This window comes from Larsenimonas suaedae (assembly GCF_023712105.1).
Taxonomy (GTDB): Bacteria; Pseudomonadota; Gammaproteobacteria; order Pseudomonadales; family Halomonadaceae; genus Larsenimonas; species Larsenimonas suaedae.
The window spans coordinates 369,074-383,226 of the sequence record NZ_JAMLJI010000003.1; the positions used below are offsets into that span (position 1 = coordinate 369,074).

Here is a 14,153-nt window from a genome sequence, read left to right on the forward strand (position 1 = left end):
GGCCACAGCGTCTTCATGACTCACGGCGTGGCTTACTTGGTCCAGACCTGCTCGCCGCTCTGGCTCTTGATCTGTGACCAGACGTCCTGACGGATCATGCTGGAAACGTTGTCGGGAATCGGAACGTAGTCGAGCTTGGTCGCGGCGTCGTTGCCGTTCTTGTAGGCCCAGTCGAAGAACTTGAGCGCCTGCTTGGCCGCCTGCGGGTTCTGAACGTCGGTGTGCATCAGGATGAATGAGGCACCCACGATCGGCCAGCTCTGACCACCCGGCTGATCGGTCAGCACCAGATAAAGGCCATCGGCATTTTTCCAGTCGGCATTGGAGGCAGCCGCCTTGAAGCTTTCGATACCGGCGGTCACGAAGTTGCCGGATTTATTCTCGAGCTGAGCGACCTTCAGGTTGTTCTGGTGGGCGTAGGCGTACTCGACGTAGCCGATCCCGCCCGGCGTACCGGCGACCTGATTGGCAACACCTGCGTTGGCCTTGGCGCCGACACCTGCAGGCCAGGCAACGGACTTGCCTTCACCGACATTGTTGGCGAAATCACTGCTGACCTGTGCCAGGTAGTGCGTGAAGAGGAAGTTGGTGCCAGAGCCTTCTGCGCGATAGACCGGCGTGATCTGGGTGTCCGGCAGATCCATGTCTGGGTTCAGCTTGGCGATGGCGTCGTCATTCCAGTTTGAGATTTCGCCCATGTAGATCTTGGCAAGGGTTTCGCCATCGAGCTTGATCTTGGTGCCATCGATGCCCGGCACGTTCACGACCGGCACGACGCCGCCCATGATCTGCGGCCACTGAACCAGGTTGTTTTCCTTGAGCTCGGAAGGCTTCATCGGCGCATCGCTTGCACCAAAGGTGACCGTGCGCGCGGTGATCTGCTTGATGCCGCCGCCTGAGCCGATGGCCTGATAGTTAAGGCCGACGCCCGTTGCGTCCTGATAGGCGTCAGCCCACTGGGAGTAGACCGGGTACGGGAAGGTCGCACCTGCGCCAGTGATCGTGTCGGCGGCCATGGCCGAGGCCGAACCCAGCACGAGGGTCGAGGTGACAAGCGTTGCAGCAACGTTCTTCAACATCTTGGGTAGCTCCCTGATAGAGGCAACAGATGGCATATGAGGTGGCGCGTTTGAGAGCGCTTCGTTTCGTTGCCGCTTAAGGTAGCAACCCAATATGTCAGTTTTGTGTCAGCCACCCCCAAGCCCCCGACGCGCTCACTCCGGCACAGCGTCTCCAAGCTGCCAGTATTCGATCGGACGCTTGACGCAAAAGAGCTCGATCGCCTCGCCCGTGACCGCCTCGATCAGCGCATCGGCCTTGTCGGGGTCGAGCACGAACATCACCTCTTCCGGCCGATCATTGAGCTCGAAAAAGTGCGCGCTGTGGTAGCGATGGTCGTTGCCGCGGCTATCAAGCGCGGTTCGGCGCGTATAACGCTCGATGCCGTGGGCCTTGGCAAGTTCGATCACCCGGTCAAGTACCGGCGTGCCGTGGGCCTTGCGCCCTTCCGGAGCCATGAAGGCCACTTCAAATCCGTTCATCCTGTCGCTCCTGTCATCATCCATCGAATCAACTTGACCGTGGCGAACCCAAGCCCGGTCATGCACAGCGCCCCAACCACGTGAAGCGCGATACCGGCAAGCGCCGTCAGATACCGACCCGACTGAAGCAGGCTCCACATTTCGGCCGAAAACGTTGAAAACGTCGTCAATGCTCCAAGAAATCCGGTCACGACGAACAGTTTCAACGCCGGCGGCAGCTCCGGCAGCGCCATGAAACACGCAAGTGCCATGCCGATCAGCCACGACCCCAGCCAGTTGGCGATCAAGGTGCCCGGCGGAATGGCAGGAAACAGGGCGTTGAGCATCAATCCCAACCCCCACCGAAGATTGGCGCCCAGTGCCGCACCCAGCCCGATGGCAAGCATCGAATACCACATAGCGTTCTCACTTCAATTGCATCGCTGAAGGTAAATTGCATCGTTGAAGGCAATGCGCCTTGCCCATCAAAAGGATAAGCTGGATTTAAGCTACGTTCGGTTAAATGCGCAACTCCGGCGATTCAACGCCATTCATTCGATAAATCGCATGCATTGTCATTAGTGGCATATTCTCGCCTCTTCGTAACCATTCATGGTAATTTAACCGACTTTGAATATAGCGCGCCCCTTCCCGGGCTCTCGTCGACCTGCGCAAGACGCCAGACATGCTGAAATGCCTACGCCCGCTGAACTCCCCCACATCGCTCTCACCGCTGCAGCAGCGGCTCTATAACACGTTCTGGTACGTCAACGTTCTGGCACTACTTGCACTGGTGCCCTACCTGATCATCGATTTGTTCATCGCGCCCTATCTCTGGGCCTTTCATGCGCTGGCCTCGGTGCTTCTGCTGTGCTCGCAGGTGCTGTTGCATCAAGGGTATTTGAAGGTATCTCAATTAATGTCGCTGCTGACCAGCCTTGGCATCGTAACGCTTGCCTTTCTGGCCTTCGGCGGCGACAGCGGCATGGAGTACTACTACTTCCCGATCATGGTGGCGGCCGCGGCCAGTAGCGTCTGGCCGATATGGCGGCGCATCGTGCTGACGGCCGTTATCGCAACGCTTACGTTGATCCTGATGCTGCCCTCGTTCTACGCCCCCTGGCTCACGCTCGAGCCGAACATCCTGTTGAGCGTGCGCTTCTATAACATGGCCATGGCCAGCACGATGCTGATATTCATCATGTTTCGGGCACGGACCCTGATGGAGCTTCTCGGCCGGGACGCCGACATCGACCCCCTCACTCATACCCTTAATCGGCGCGCCTTCTTTCTCGCCGCAAGACGGCTTCAACGCCGCCGCCAGCGTTTTGCCCTGCTTCTGCTGGATCTGGATCACTTCAAATCGATCAACGACCGCTTTGGCCATGACGTCGGCGACCAGGCCCTGATTCACGTCGCCGCGCTGATGAAACAGCACACCCGGCGCCACCGTGACGCCCTTGGCCGCTATGGAGGGGAGGAGTTCGTGCTGATGCTCCAAGGGGCGTCAAAAGAGCACGCGCTTCGCATCAGTCAGGCACTGTGCGCGACCATCGCCGAGACGCCGTTTACCTATCGAGGGCACACCCTTGCGATGACCGTCTCGATCGGCGTCAGCCTGTCCGATGAATCAAGCGATCTGGATACCGTGCTTTCCCTGGCGGACCAGCGGCTTTATCAGGCCAAGAGCGCAGGACGAAATCGGGCCATCATGTAGATGGCCCGATCGGTGCGGTAGGTGGAACCAGGGCGTGGCTCAGGCACGCCAGAATCAGCGGCGCTCGCGAATGGTGCGTTCGTGTTCGTCGAGGAACGGGCGCTCGGCCGGGTCGATTCGATCCATGCCGGACACCACGCGGTGCCAGTACGGATACTGCGGCGCCTGCTGGGTCAAACGGTCGAGGCGCTCGGTTTCTGAGTCGTCAAGTTCGAGCTCGACCGCAGCAAGATCGTCTTTCAGATGCGCATCCGACCGCGCGCCAATGATCAGAGCCGTCACGCCCGGACGATCCTTGAGCCACGACAGGCAGACCCGGGCAATGGAGCACTCATGCGCGGCGCCGATCTCGGCCATCGCTTCGATGATATCGAGCGCACGCTCCATGTCGTGTACGTAGGGTTCCGGCCACCCTGAGCCCTGACGCGTGTTTTCAGACGTTGCCTGACCGCGGCGAACGCTTCCGGCCAGAAGCCCCTCGCCCATCGGCCCCCACACGAGCGTACCGACGTTCTGATCGAGCGCCATCGGCATCAGCTCGTACTCAGCCTCGCGGGATTCCGGCGTGTAGTAGATCTGCTGCGAGACCGGACGCATCCAGCCGTTCAGATCTGCGGCTCCCAGCGTTTTCATCATTTGCCAAGCGGTATAGTTCGAGGTGCCGAAATAACGGATCTTGCCGCTTCGAACCAGATGGTCGAGCGCCTCGAGCGTTTCCTCGACCGGCGTCACGCCATCCCAGTTATGAATCTGATACAGATCGAGATGATCGGTGCCAAGCCGTTTGAGGCTGGCCTCGACGCCGTTGATGATGTGGTAGCGCGACGCGCCGCTGGCATTGGGATCGTCACTCAAGGGGCTTCGCACCTTGGACGCCAGCAAAATATCCTGACGCTTGCTGCCAAGCGCCTGCCCGACCAGCTCTTCCGTAAGCCCAAACGAGTAAAGATCGGCGGTATCCACCATATTGACGCCGGCATCAAAGGCAAGGCCCATATGCCGTTTGACGTCATCAAGCCCAAGGCCGCCGCATTTCTCGAAGCCGCCACGGCCTCCGTAAGGCACCGTGCCAAGTACCAGCTCTGACACCATGAGCCCTGAATTTCCGAGCGGACGATAACGCATAGTCTTGGCCTCCTTGCCACTTAAGTCGAAGACCTCAGTCTGGCAAAGACACGGTGTTTCTCAAGGCGATCTCATGATCGGCCCCGGCCGGGGTGACGAACGCCCAATTCCCTGAGCTGTTCGGTCTGATTGACCAGACTGCCCTGCCCGTCCTTCAAGCGATTGAGCGCCTGCTGGTGGCTTTTTTGCGCGCGGGTGAGCTGCTCGCCAACGTCCTCGAGGCTTGAAACGAAGCCGTGGAACTTGCCCAGCAGCCGCTCGGCGCGCTCTGTGATCGCCCGGGCGTTTTCATTCTGACGCTCCAGCCGCCAGAGATTGGCCACCGTCCTCAGGCTTGCAAGCAACGTCGTCGGCGTGACCAGCACGATGTGGCGATCAAACGCAAACTGAAAAAGGGTTGGGTCATGCTCGAAGGCCAGTGCGAACGCCGGCTCCACGGGCATGAACAAAAACACCATGTCCGGTGAGTTAAGCCCGTGAAGTGCGGCGTAATCCTTGCGGGCAAGCCGCTCGACGTGTTGACGCACTGCGGCGAGATGGCGCTTCAATGCGTCACGACGCGCAGACTCCTCCTCGCATTCAATGAACGCCAGATAATCCACCAGCGACACCTTGGCATCGACGATCAGGTGCCGGCCTTCCGGGAGATCGATGATGACGTCAGGGCGGGCTCGCCCCTGCTCCCCGGTAAGGGCGACCTCGCGGCGATACTCATGCCCCTTTCGAAGCCCGGAACGCTCCAGCACGGTCTCAAGAAGCATTTCGCCCCAGTTGCCCTGCTGCTTGCGATCGCCCTTCAAGGCCTTGGTGAGGTTGGCGGCGTCGTCACTCATCTGACGGTTGAGACTGGCCAGCTGGTCGATCTGGGTACGAAGACGCACCTGCTCGCGCTGCTCATCGCTGTGAAGTGTTTCGAGCCGTCGCTGAAAGTGACCGACCTGCTCCCGGAACGGCCCCAAGAGCGCCTCGAGGCTCTGACGGCTGCGGTCATCGAACTGGCGGCTGCGCTCGTCGAAAATGCGCCCGGCCAGATGTTCGAACTCCTGGGTGAGCCGGGCTCTGGCCTGCTTCAGCTCATCGAGCTGAGCCGCGTGATGGGCCTGGGCCTGTTCATGGCGTGACTCGAGCACGGCCAGCTGCGTTTCGGCGTCATGGCGGGCACGGGCGTCCTGAACCGCCTGCGCGCTCAGCGTCTTGAACTCCTGACGCACGTCTTTCAGGGTTTGCTGACTCTGCTCCAGAAGCGCGTCGCGCTCGGCAAGCAGCCGCTCGGTTTCGTTGCACTCCTGGGTCTTGTGATCAAGCGCCTCCTCGCACTGACCGAGTGTCTCGCCAAGCTCGACAATTCGCCGGCGCAATAGCCACACCGGCACCAGCGCACCGCACAGGAGCCCCGCAATCATCGCGACAACCAGCGCTAACGCATCATTTGACATGGCCGACTTCCATTTGAAACGTAGGGGATGAGGTGTCCGAGAGTGTATCAGCGAACTATCAAATCGGTGCCTGTCACGCCGCGCCCTTGAATCGAGTCTTCGTTATCCCAACCCATTTTAATGAGCACGGGCAAAGCGTCCTGATGGCGTCTACGATAATGAGCACGCTATCGATTCATGGAGGAAAGAGATGGAAACGATCACGCTACCGAACAGCGACCTCACCGGCAGCCGCATCGCACTTGGCACCTGGGCCATCGGCGGCTGGATGTGGGGCGGCACCGACGAAAAGCAGTCGATCGATACGGTCAAAAGCGCGGTCGAGCGCGGAATTACCACCATCGACACCGCCCCGGTCTATGGCTTTGGCGAGTCCGAAACGCTGGTCGGCAAGGCGCTCAAGCAGCATGGCCTGCGCGATCAGGTGTTGCTTGCCACCAAGTGCGGCCTCAACTGGACCGAAGACAGCGCCGTCTACCGCGACGCGACACAGTCGCGCCTGACGCAGGAAGTCGAGGACAGCCTTCGTCGCCTTCAGACCGACCGCATCGATCTGTATCAGCTGCACTGGCCCGACCCCACCGTCGAAATCGACGAGGTGGCCCATACCCTGCAAACGCTCAAGGAACAGGGCAAGATTCGCGCGGTCGGCGTCAGCAATTTCAGCGTCGATCAAATGAACGCCTTCAACCGCGTCTGCCCGCTGAGCACGATCCAGCCACCCTACAACCTGTTCGAGCGCGACATTGAACGCGACATTCTGCCAGCTGCGCGTGACGCCAACATCGGCACGCTCACCTACGGCGCGCTCTGTCGCGGACTGCTGTCCGGCAAGATGCGCGAAGACACCACCTTCGATGGCGATGACCTTCGAAACAACGACCCCAAGTTCCAAAAGGGCCGCTTCGAGCAGTACCTGAAGGCCGTCAAGCGCCTCGACGACTACGCCCGCGAGCACTACGACAAGACCGTGCTCGAGCTGTCGCTTCGCTGGCTTCTGGATCAGGACGGCGTCTCCATCGCGCTTTGGGGCGCACGCCGCCCGGATCAGCTCGACCCGGCCGGCAACGTCATGGGCTGGTCGCTCGATCAAAACGCCAAGCGCGACATCGATGCCATCTTGGATGACTGCATCACTGACCCGGTCGGCCCGGAATTCATGGCGCCGCCCACGCGTAACGACTAGGGTTTACCCGCCCGGACGCGTCAAGGCGCGTCCGGTTTCCGAGACACATACCGACATGACACAAGGAGTAGTTTCATGACTCAGTCTCTTAAAGGCGTTCGCGTTGCCATTCTCGCAAGCGATGGGTTCGAGGAATCCGAACTCAGCGTCCCCCGCGCCGAGCTGGACGCAGCCGGCATCGAAACCCACATCATCGCGCCGGAACACGGCCACATTACCGCGTGGGCCGAAACCGAGTGGGGCGAGAAATACCACGTCGACAAGACCCTCGATGAGGTCAGCGCCGACGACTACGCCGCCCTGATGCTGCCCGGTGGTGTCATCAATCCCGACACGCTCAGACAGAACGAGAAGGCACAGGCCTTCGTGCGCGGCTTTTTCAAGGCCGGCAAGCCCGTCGGTGCCATCTGCCACGCACCGTGGATTCTGATCAATGCAGGCGTGGTCGACGGCCGTCGCATGACCTCCATTCCTTCGATCTCAAAGGACCTGATCAACGCAGGCGCCGAGTGGGAAGATTCAGAAGTGGTCTGCGACAACGCGCTGGTCACCAGCCGCAAGCCCTCTGATCTCGACGCCTTCTGCAGCAAGCTGATCGAAGAGATCGATGAAGGCCGTCACAGCAAGCAGCACGCTTGATAGAGCGCTCTAGATCATCACAGCGCACCAAGTTACAGCACCCTAAGTTACAGCACCCCATCATCACGGACGATAAACGGAGCTAGATTCATGTCAGAGCTGAAAGGCACCAAGGTCGCGATTCTCGCCACACATGGCTTCGAGGAATCCGAGCTTACCTCGCCGAAAAAGGCACTCGAAGCGCAAGGTATTGAAGTGCACGTCGTTGCCCCCGAACGCGGCAGCATCCGCGCCTGGGCCGAAACGGACTGGGGCGCCGAGTATCCGGTCGACAAGACCCTCGATGAGGTCAGCGCCGACGACTACGACGCACTGCAACTTCCGGGCGGGCTGTTCAACCCCGATACCCTGCGCGGCAACGAGCAGGCACTCGAATTCACTCGCGCGTTTTTCAAGGCCGGAAAGCCCGTCGGGGCGATCTGCCACGCGCCGTGGATTCTGATCAACGCAGAAGTCGTCGAAGGCCGCCGGCTGACGTCGGTCGCCTCGGTTTCACAGGATCTAACGAACGCAGGCGCGAAGTGGGAAGACGCCGAAGTCGTCTGCGACAGCGCCCTGGTCACCAGCCGCACGCCGGCCGACCTGAACGCGTTCAATGCCAAATTGATCGAGGAAATCAAGGAAGGCAAACATCGCAAGCAGCACGCCTGATGCGATCACTTCCTTGACTGAAATGAAAACGGGCGCCCAAGGGCGCCCGTTTTTTTAGTGAGACCGTCGAGGGTTCATCGCCCATTCAAACCGGTCGATCACCTCCTCCGCCACCGGCGGCGTTCGAAGCGATACCCACACAAACACCGGCAGATTCAGTAAAAGCCCCCAGAACCCCGCGTGAATATCCAGGGGGTTGCGCCAGATCACCGTGAACAAAAGCGTCACCACGAACCCGCTTAAAAGCCCAGCATAGACACCCACCGTCGAGGCCCGCGGCCACAGGAACATGCCGATGAACGCCGGCACCACCTGAGCGGCAAACCCAAGCCCCACCAGCAGGATCATCACCAGATTCGACGGCTCCGTGATCGCAACCGGCGCGACAATGCCCGCCATGATCACAATCAAGAGCCCACGCGCCAGACGCGCGGTGGCGTCATCGCTCAGACCGGTCATGGGCTTGACCACGTCATTGGCCCAGGTAAGCGCCGTCGAGTGCAGAAACGGCTCGCACGAGGACATCGCGGCCGCAAGCGTCCCCGCTCCCAGAAGCCCCGCGAGCCAAACCGGCATGCTTGTGAGCGCCAGCTCGAGCGCGACGGTATCGGCGCGCGAAAGCTCGGGGAGCGCCCATACCCCGATGAACCCAACCACCACCATCGGCAAAATGATCACGTAGTAGCTTGGAAGCCAGGTGGCACTTCGTCGAAGCGCTCCGGCGCTTTTGGCGCTCATCCACTGCACCCAGACCGGGGGCATGAACGAGATCATCGAGACCACGATCGCGGTGGTCCAAAACGAAAAGCTCATTGAGCCATCCGCGCCCGGAAGGGTCAGGTACTCGGGGCGCTCGCGCTGAAACCGCTCGAATACCGCGCCAAACTGCCAGCTTCCGGTGAACTGATGCGTCGCCCACAGCCCGACCCACCAGGCCACGATCAGCATCAATCCGCCCTGGAACGCATTGGTCAGCCCAATGGCCCGCTGGCCACTCACAACGAGATAGATCGCCATTACACCAAGCACCAGCCAGACCGCCGCCGACACCGGAAGTGCGCCCCCGCTGAACACGTTCAGAATGTAGGCCGCGCCGATCGTCTGAAGTACCGCGTACGAGAGCGTACCGATCGACATGACAAGCGCTGCCAGCGCCCCGAGCCCCGCGCTCTGATAGCGGTCCCGGATGGCACTGGCCTGGGTCACATGGCCAAAGGCGTTGCCGAGCCGCCACACTTTCGGGCCAACGTACCAGGCCACCAGCGCGAGATAGGAGAGATAGACCACCACATAAAAGACCGGAACGCCCTTGCTGTACGCCCAGCCGGGGGCGCCCATGAAGGTATAGGCACTGATGCTTCCGGCACCGATCAGCAGATACAGCGTGACCGAGCCCATGCTGCGCCCGGCCACTGCCCACTGCTCAAGCCGCGCCATGCTGTGGCCATGACGCGCATAAAGCCCGATACCCAGCGCAACGATCAGATACCCGACCGTGATCAGAAACGGCGTTTCAGTCATCGTCGCCTCGCCCACAGATCCGATTCCCGATCACCATTGCAAGGGTCGAGGCGCCAACAATCACATACGCCCACACCGCGAGCAACGGAAGACCCGCGACCAGCACTGGCCGGTTGACCCAGGCCACCACCGGCCAAAGCCCCGACACGATCACCAAAAGAAACAGCCCGACGCACAGCCAGCCACCGCGTGTGCTCGGCCGCATGAGTGCCAAAGGTTTTTTCACGTACCACTCCCGCTTAACAGTCTTTAGGGCGCCATTGTCGGAAAGCGCGAGGCGTGATGCTACCCGGGCATGTCAAAAACCGGCGTCTGAGTCCCCTGGTACGTAGCACGCATCATCGGCTCGGCTCCGATGGCCTAAAGCTGCCCGGGCCCAACGCCGTTATACGGGCCACCCTAATCTTGGCTCATGCCCTGGCCTTACGGAGATCGTCATGCTGAATGCGTTAACCCGTCTTGCCCGTTCACCGCTCAAGAAAGAAATCACGATTGTTCATACCGACCCAGACCGACTGGCAGCCGATGCGCGCAAGCTTTCAAGCGCTCGGGTGATTTTCGGGTTCGTTTCGCCCACGTGCGATATGGCGCGTGTTCATCGAACGCTTTCAGAGGCAGCGCCCGAGGCAACGCTGATGCTGAGCCTGAGCGCCGGGACGCTTCTGAGCCAAACGGATCAGCCGCTCTATCTGTCGGCCGAAAGCCAGAGCATCGTGCTTCAGGGCTGGCACAACGATCTGGTCGACTCACTGCATGTGGTTCGAGTGCCGCTTCACTGCGAAGACATAAAGAGCGGCCAGCCCCGGCTGTCGCTCGATGAGCGTGTGACGCGAATCCGCCAGGAAGTCGAGCGCATTCGAGTGCCGTTCGAGATGGACCATACCGACACCGTCGCCATCACGCTGGTCGATGGGCTTTCCAACAGCGAAAACTTCTTGATGCGCGCCATATACGACAGTCGCCGCTTTCCGATCATGTTCGTTGGCGGCTCATCCGGCGGCCCGCTCGATTTCAGCTACACCTGTCTTGCAGATCGTCAGGGCGTGTTCGAAAACCACGCATTGATCGGCTTCGTGAAACTCAAGAAACCCTATCGGTATTCGGTATTCGGTATTTAAGTCGCAGAATTTCAAGGCGACACCCACCCGTTTCACCGTCGGCGAGAGCCGGCCGGAGCTTCGCACCCTGACCAGCGTGGTCGACCCCAACAGTGGGCGTCTCATGAACTTCGTGTCGGCGCTGTGTGCCCGATTCAATTGCGAAGCCCATCAGCTCGAGCACTACCTTAAAAGCTACACCTTCGCCATTCGCATCAACGGCGAGCTGTATATCCGCTCGATCCTGAAGTTCGACGTCGAGGCCGGCTGCGCGCATTTCGCCTGTGACCTGGCCTGCGGTGATGAGCTGGTCATGGTTCAGCCGACCGATTTCTGCGCCCAGACCGACGCCGACTTCAAGGCTCATCATGAGGGCAAGGGGCGGCTGGTTGGCGGCCTTCTCAACGACTGCATTCTGCGCCGTCTCAACAATGACCAGGCGCTCGCGCACCTTGATACCTTCGACCCACACCGGGTATGCGGTTTCTCGACCTTTGGCGAGTTGCTTGGCGTCAACATCAACCAGACGCTTTCTGCACTGCTGATCTACGACCCCGCGCCCACGTTCAAGGATACCTACACCTCTGAATTCGTGACGCACTACTCGGATTTCTCAAACTATTTCAATGAAACCGAGCTCAAGCGGCTCTACATGATGGATCGGATGAAATCACTTCTGATCGATAATCTGACCGACTACCGCCGGTTTACCGAAAGCATCATGCAGGACTTCCCCGAGTTTCAGGCGTCGATGACCACCTTTGCCGACACACTCGATGAGGTGACTCAACTCGTACTCAAGTTTTCAAACGACATGAGCAGGAACTCAGCCACCTCTGCCGAAGTCAGCGAGCGCGTTCATGAGTTGAATACCAATACGGCTCAGGCCAACGATCTGCTCGGCATCATTCATGGCATCGCGCAGCAGACCAACCTCCTGGCGCTCAATGCTGCCGTCGAGGCCGCCCGTGCCGGTGAACATGGCCGCGGCTTCGCCGTGGTGGCCGAGGAAGTACGATCACTTGCCATCAAGACCCAGGACAGCCTGACCCAGATCACCGACGTCATCGGGGCGGTTCATGGGTCGGTCGGCACCGTCAGCGACCGGCTCGAACACATGGCAGCACTGGTGGCAGAATTTACGCTTCAGGGAAATCAGATCCAACAGACCGTGACCGCCTCCTGCGCAGAGGCCGATCAATCAAAGCAAGGGCTCGATCAGATGCTTACGCGTACCGCAAGCATTCATCAGCGAATGGAGCAGGACGCCGAGCACATGGAAGACATCCTCAAACTGAGCCGCCTGCACTGAGCCCTGGAAAAATTTGCCCAAATCAGCGCTCTAAACCAGACTGAATCAGACAGAAAGCCATTGGTTAAGGAGAACCGATATGACGACGATGATTGTGGTAGCCGATGCAGCCCGTGCACGTATTTTCATGCACGATGCAGGCCTGATGAAAGAAGCCGACGCTCTGGTGCACCCTGAAAGCCGCGAACATACGGGCGATCTCAGAACCGGCGGTAAGGGCGATTCGGGCAATGGCCCCCACCAGCGTCAGACCGGCGACGACGGCGCCACTTCCGACAAGCACGCCGAATTTTTCGCCAAGGAAGTAGCAGAGTATATGAAGAAGGCCCACGATCAGGGCAAGGCGGATCGGCTTATCATCGCGGCAGCGCCCAAGTTCCTCGGCGCACTGCGTCAGAAGATGGACAAGTCGTTGGCTCAATGCGTCGATCAAAGCGTCGACAAGGACCTCTCCAGCGCCAGCGCCGAGGAAATTCGTGACAAGCTGGTACCGAAAGCCACCCTCGCCTGATATGAGCACGAAAACAGCTCATGAGACGTACCGCCCAAACGTAAAAAAGCCCGCGATTGCGGGCTTTTTTACAGCGGCACTGATCAATACTTACTTGATCTTGGCTTCGCGGTAGACAACGTGCTTGCGAACGACCGGGTCGTACTTTTTGAACTCAAGCTTGTCTGGGGTATTACGCTTGTTCTTCTTGGTGGTATAGAAGTGGCCTGTACCAGCAGAAGAAACGAGTTTAATCTTGTCACGCATGTCAGCGCTCTCCGAAAAAGGTCGTTGGGTTAGACGCGTTCGCCGCGGCTGCGCAGATCAGAAAGAACAGACTCGATGCCTTTCTTATCGATAACGCGCATGCCTTTGGAAGAAACACGCAGTTTAACGAAACGCTTTTCAGACTCGACCCAGAAGCGATGCGTGTGCAGATTGGGCACGAACCGGCGACGCGTCTTGCGCTGAGAGTGTGAAACGTTGTTACCGGTCACCGGACGCTTACCGGTAACCTGACAAACCTGGGACATGGAAGCCTCCAAACCGTAAGCGCTGAACGCTTATGTAGGTATTAGGGTGATAGTGTCGGGCAAACCGGGAAGTGGCAGGCGCAGGCCTTATGCCCTGTACTCAAAGGGCGTACTTTATACCAGACACCCCACCCTCAAGCAACCCGAGGGCTTGGTTTTCCCTAAAAAAAGGCCGGTTTTCCCTAAAAAAGCGGGACCGGAAACGCTACAGCCAACCCCGCTCGGCAAACGAGACAACCTCACCATCACCGACCACGAAATGATCGAGCACGCGAATATCGAACAAACTGAGCGCATCCTTGAGGATGCGCGTGATCGAACGGTCCGCGTCACTGGGTTCGGCCACGCCCGAGGGGTGGTTGTGCGCAAAGATCACAGCACCCGCATGAAGGGCCAGTGCCCGCTTGGCCACTTCCCTCGGGTAGACGCTTGCCGCATCGAGCGTGCCGGTAAAGAGTTGCTCGAACTTGATCACCCGATGTTGGGTATCAAGAAACAGCGCAGCAAACACCTCGTGGCTGAGGTCACGCAGGTGCGCCGATAGAAACCGACGCACCAGCAAGGGGGACGTCAGCGCATCCCCCCGGCTCAACGTGGTTTCAAGGTGGCGTTTTGAAAGCTCGAGCACCGCCTGAAGCTGAACGTACTTAGCCTGCCCAAGGCCATGCGCCTCACAGAATGTGGCCTCATCGGCGTCAAGCAAAGGCCTTAATCCACCGAAGCGCGTCAGAAGATCTCGCGCCAGATCCACTGCAGAGCGCCCCTTGACGCCGACACGCAGGAAAATGGCCAGAAGCTCTGCATCACTCAGCGCATCCGGCCCCATCGTCAACAGTTTTTCCCGGGGGCGCTCACCCTCGGGCCAATGGCAGATCCCCATGCAACTTACCTCGCACACAGTGTGAAGGTAAGTATCGACATCAGTT

17 protein-coding genes and 1 pseudogene are annotated in these 14,153 nt (G+C 59.6%); 8 read left to right on the forward strand and 10 right to left on the reverse strand.

The genetic code is table 11. The features are described 5' to 3' along the window. Positions 1-32: 32 nt before the first annotated feature. The 3 genes from pstS to crcB form a co-directional block, all read right to left on the reverse strand. The gene (pstS, locus tag NAT49_RS11240; protein ID WP_251594212.1) at positions 33-1,079 is read right to left on the reverse strand and encodes a phosphate ABC transporter substrate-binding protein PstS; all 1,047 of its coding nucleotides are present in this window, start codon (positions 1,077-1,079) and stop codon (positions 33-35) included. Positions 1,080-1,214: 135 nt separating this feature from the next. Beyond that, positions 1,215-1,541, reverse strand: coding sequence for a DUF190 domain-containing protein (locus NAT49_RS11245; RefSeq protein WP_251594214.1), 327 nt, complete (start codon positions 1,539-1,541; stop codon positions 1,215-1,217). Beyond that, positions 1,538-1,939 (reverse strand): fluoride efflux transporter CrcB, encoded by a 402-nt coding sequence (gene crcB, locus NAT49_RS11250; RefSeq protein ID WP_251594215.1) that lies wholly within the window; start codon positions 1,937-1,939, stop codon positions 1,538-1,540. The genes NAT49_RS11245 and crcB overlap by 4 nt, the downstream gene beginning before the upstream one ends. A 266-nt stretch (positions 1,940-2,205) precedes the next feature. Between crcB and NAT49_RS11255 the strand changes: the two genes are divergently transcribed. Then, positions 2,206-3,237, forward strand: coding sequence for a GGDEF domain-containing protein (locus NAT49_RS11255; RefSeq protein WP_251594217.1), 1,032 nt, complete (start codon positions 2,206-2,208; stop codon positions 3,235-3,237). 54 nt (positions 3,238-3,291) lie between these two features. Here the strand turns inward: NAT49_RS11255 and NAT49_RS11260 are convergent, their stop codons facing one another. After that, the gene (locus tag NAT49_RS11260; RefSeq protein ID WP_251594218.1) at positions 3,292-4,362 is read right to left on the reverse strand and encodes an aldo/keto reductase; all 1,071 of its coding nucleotides are present in this window, start codon (positions 4,360-4,362) and stop codon (positions 3,292-3,294) included. Positions 4,363-4,433: 71 nt separating this feature from the next. Next, positions 4,434-5,798 (reverse strand): DNA recombination protein RmuC, encoded by a 1,365-nt coding sequence (locus tag NAT49_RS11265; RefSeq protein ID WP_251594219.1) that lies wholly within the window; start codon positions 5,796-5,798, stop codon positions 4,434-4,436. A gap of 190 nt (positions 5,799-5,988) precedes the next feature. Between NAT49_RS11265 and NAT49_RS11270 the strand changes: the two genes are divergently transcribed. The 3 genes from NAT49_RS11270 (at position 5,989) to NAT49_RS11280 (ending at position 8,274) form a co-directional block, all read left to right on the forward strand. After that, complete coding sequence (locus NAT49_RS11270; RefSeq protein ID WP_251594220.1) at positions 5,989-6,984, forward strand: aldo/keto reductase; 996 nt, start codon at positions 5,989-5,991, stop codon at positions 6,982-6,984. A 75-nt stretch (positions 6,985-7,059) separates the two neighbouring features. Further along, entirely contained in the window at positions 7,060-7,623 is a 564-nt protein-coding gene (locus tag NAT49_RS11275; protein WP_251594221.1) for a type 1 glutamine amidotransferase domain-containing protein, read from the forward strand. A 90-nt stretch (positions 7,624-7,713) separates the two neighbouring features. Continuing rightward, on the forward strand, positions 7,714-8,274 hold the full coding sequence (locus NAT49_RS11280) for a type 1 glutamine amidotransferase domain-containing protein (protein ID WP_251594222.1): 561 nt from the start codon (positions 7,714-7,716) through the stop codon (positions 8,272-8,274). Between the two features lie 54 nt (positions 8,275-8,328). Here NAT49_RS11280 and NAT49_RS11285 read toward each other — a convergent pair whose 3' ends face one another. Together NAT49_RS11285 and NAT49_RS11290 are read right to left on the reverse strand one after the other, a co-directional pair. Then, the gene (locus tag NAT49_RS11285) at positions 8,329-9,795 is read right to left on the reverse strand and encodes a sodium:solute symporter family protein (protein ID WP_251594223.1); all 1,467 of its coding nucleotides are present in this window, start codon (positions 9,793-9,795) and stop codon (positions 8,329-8,331) included. After that, positions 9,788-10,021, reverse strand: a complete 234-nt coding sequence (locus NAT49_RS11290; protein ID WP_251594224.1) for a hypothetical protein — start codon at positions 10,019-10,021, stop codon at positions 9,788-9,790. Before NAT49_RS11290 ends, NAT49_RS11285 begins: the two co-directional genes overlap by 8 nt. 211 nt (positions 10,022-10,232) lie before the next feature. Here NAT49_RS11290 and NAT49_RS11295 point away from each other — a divergent pair, with 211 nt between their 5' ends. From NAT49_RS11295 to NAT49_RS11310, 4 genes and pseudogenes are all read left to right on the forward strand, one after another. Then, positions 10,233-10,913, forward strand: coding sequence for an FIST N-terminal domain-containing protein (locus NAT49_RS11295; RefSeq protein WP_251594225.1), 681 nt, complete (start codon positions 10,233-10,235; stop codon positions 10,911-10,913). Positions 10,914-11,016: 103 nt separating this feature from the next. After that, positions 11,017-11,385 (forward strand): annotated as a pseudogene (locus NAT49_RS15080) (FIST C-terminal domain-containing protein); the annotation flags it as partial. A gap of 321 nt (positions 11,386-11,706) precedes the next feature. Further along, positions 11,707-12,204, forward strand: a complete 498-nt coding sequence (locus NAT49_RS15085) for a methyl-accepting chemotaxis protein (RefSeq protein ID WP_251594405.1) — start codon at positions 11,707-11,709, stop codon at positions 12,202-12,204. Positions 12,205-12,244: 40 nt separating this feature from the next. Next, a complete protein-coding gene (locus NAT49_RS11310) occupies positions 12,245-12,715 on the forward strand; it encodes a baeRF12 domain-containing protein (protein WP_374708807.1) in 471 nt (156 codons plus the stop codon). A 90-nt stretch (positions 12,716-12,805) separates the two neighbouring features. On the opposite strand, the gene rpmG is transcribed toward NAT49_RS11310, so the two are convergent. The 3 genes from rpmG to radC all read right to left on the reverse strand — a co-directional run bounded on the left by rpmG (position 12,806) and on the right by radC (position 14,107). After that, the gene (rpmG, locus tag NAT49_RS11315; RefSeq protein ID WP_251594227.1) at positions 12,806-12,961 is read right to left on the reverse strand and encodes a 50S ribosomal protein L33; all 156 of its coding nucleotides are present in this window, start codon (positions 12,959-12,961) and stop codon (positions 12,806-12,808) included. A 29-nt stretch (positions 12,962-12,990) separates the two neighbouring features. After that, positions 12,991-13,227, reverse strand: coding sequence for a 50S ribosomal protein L28 (rpmB, locus tag NAT49_RS11320; protein ID WP_251594228.1), 237 nt, complete (start codon positions 13,225-13,227; stop codon positions 12,991-12,993). A 205-nt stretch (positions 13,228-13,432) separates the two neighbouring features. Then, positions 13,433-14,107, reverse strand: a complete 675-nt coding sequence (gene radC, locus NAT49_RS11325; RefSeq protein ID WP_251594229.1) for a RadC family protein — start codon at positions 14,105-14,107, stop codon at positions 13,433-13,435. Positions 14,108-14,153: the final 46 nt, after the last annotated feature.

Coding starts and splice junctions, on each gene's coding strand:
- pstS (WP_251594212.1), bottom strand. CDS start 1,079: ATGTTGAAGAACGTTGCTGCAACGCTTGTCACCTCGACCCTCGTGCTG.
- NAT49_RS11245 (WP_251594214.1), bottom strand. CDS start 1,541: ATGAACGGATTTGAAGTGGCCTTCATGGCTCCGGAAGGGCGCAAGGCC.
- crcB (WP_251594215.1), bottom strand. CDS start 1,939: ATGTGGTATTCGATGCTTGCCATCGGGCTGGGTGCGGCACTGGGCGCC.
- NAT49_RS11255 (WP_251594217.1), top strand. CDS start 2,206: ATGCTGAAATGCCTACGCCCGCTGAACTCCCCCACATCGCTCTCACCG.
- NAT49_RS11260 (WP_251594218.1), bottom strand. CDS start 4,362: ATGCGTTATCGTCCGCTCGGAAATTCAGGGCTCATGGTGTCAGAGCTG.
- NAT49_RS11265 (WP_251594219.1), bottom strand. CDS start 5,798: ATGTCAAATGATGCGTTAGCGCTGGTTGTCGCGATGATTGCGGGGCTC.
- NAT49_RS11270 (WP_251594220.1), top strand. CDS start 5,989: ATGGAAACGATCACGCTACCGAACAGCGACCTCACCGGCAGCCGCATC.
- NAT49_RS11275 (WP_251594221.1), top strand. CDS start 7,060: ATGACTCAGTCTCTTAAAGGCGTTCGCGTTGCCATTCTCGCAAGCGAT.
- NAT49_RS11280 (WP_251594222.1), top strand. CDS start 7,714: ATGTCAGAGCTGAAAGGCACCAAGGTCGCGATTCTCGCCACACATGGC.
- NAT49_RS11285 (WP_251594223.1), bottom strand. CDS start 9,795: ATGACTGAAACGCCGTTTCTGATCACGGTCGGGTATCTGATCGTTGCG.
- NAT49_RS11295 (WP_251594225.1), top strand. CDS start 10,233: ATGCTGAATGCGTTAACCCGTCTTGCCCGTTCACCGCTCAAGAAAGAA.
- NAT49_RS15085 (WP_251594405.1), top strand. CDS start 11,707: ATGAGCAGGAACTCAGCCACCTCTGCCGAAGTCAGCGAGCGCGTTCAT.
- rpmG (WP_251594227.1), bottom strand. CDS start 12,961: ATGCGTGACAAGATTAAACTCGTTTCTTCTGCTGGTACAGGCCACTTC.
- rpmB (WP_251594228.1), bottom strand. CDS start 13,227: ATGTCCCAGGTTTGTCAGGTTACCGGTAAGCGTCCGGTGACCGGTAAC.
- radC (WP_251594229.1), bottom strand. CDS start 14,107: ATGGGGATCTGCCATTGGCCCGAGGGTGAGCGCCCCCGGGAAAAACTG.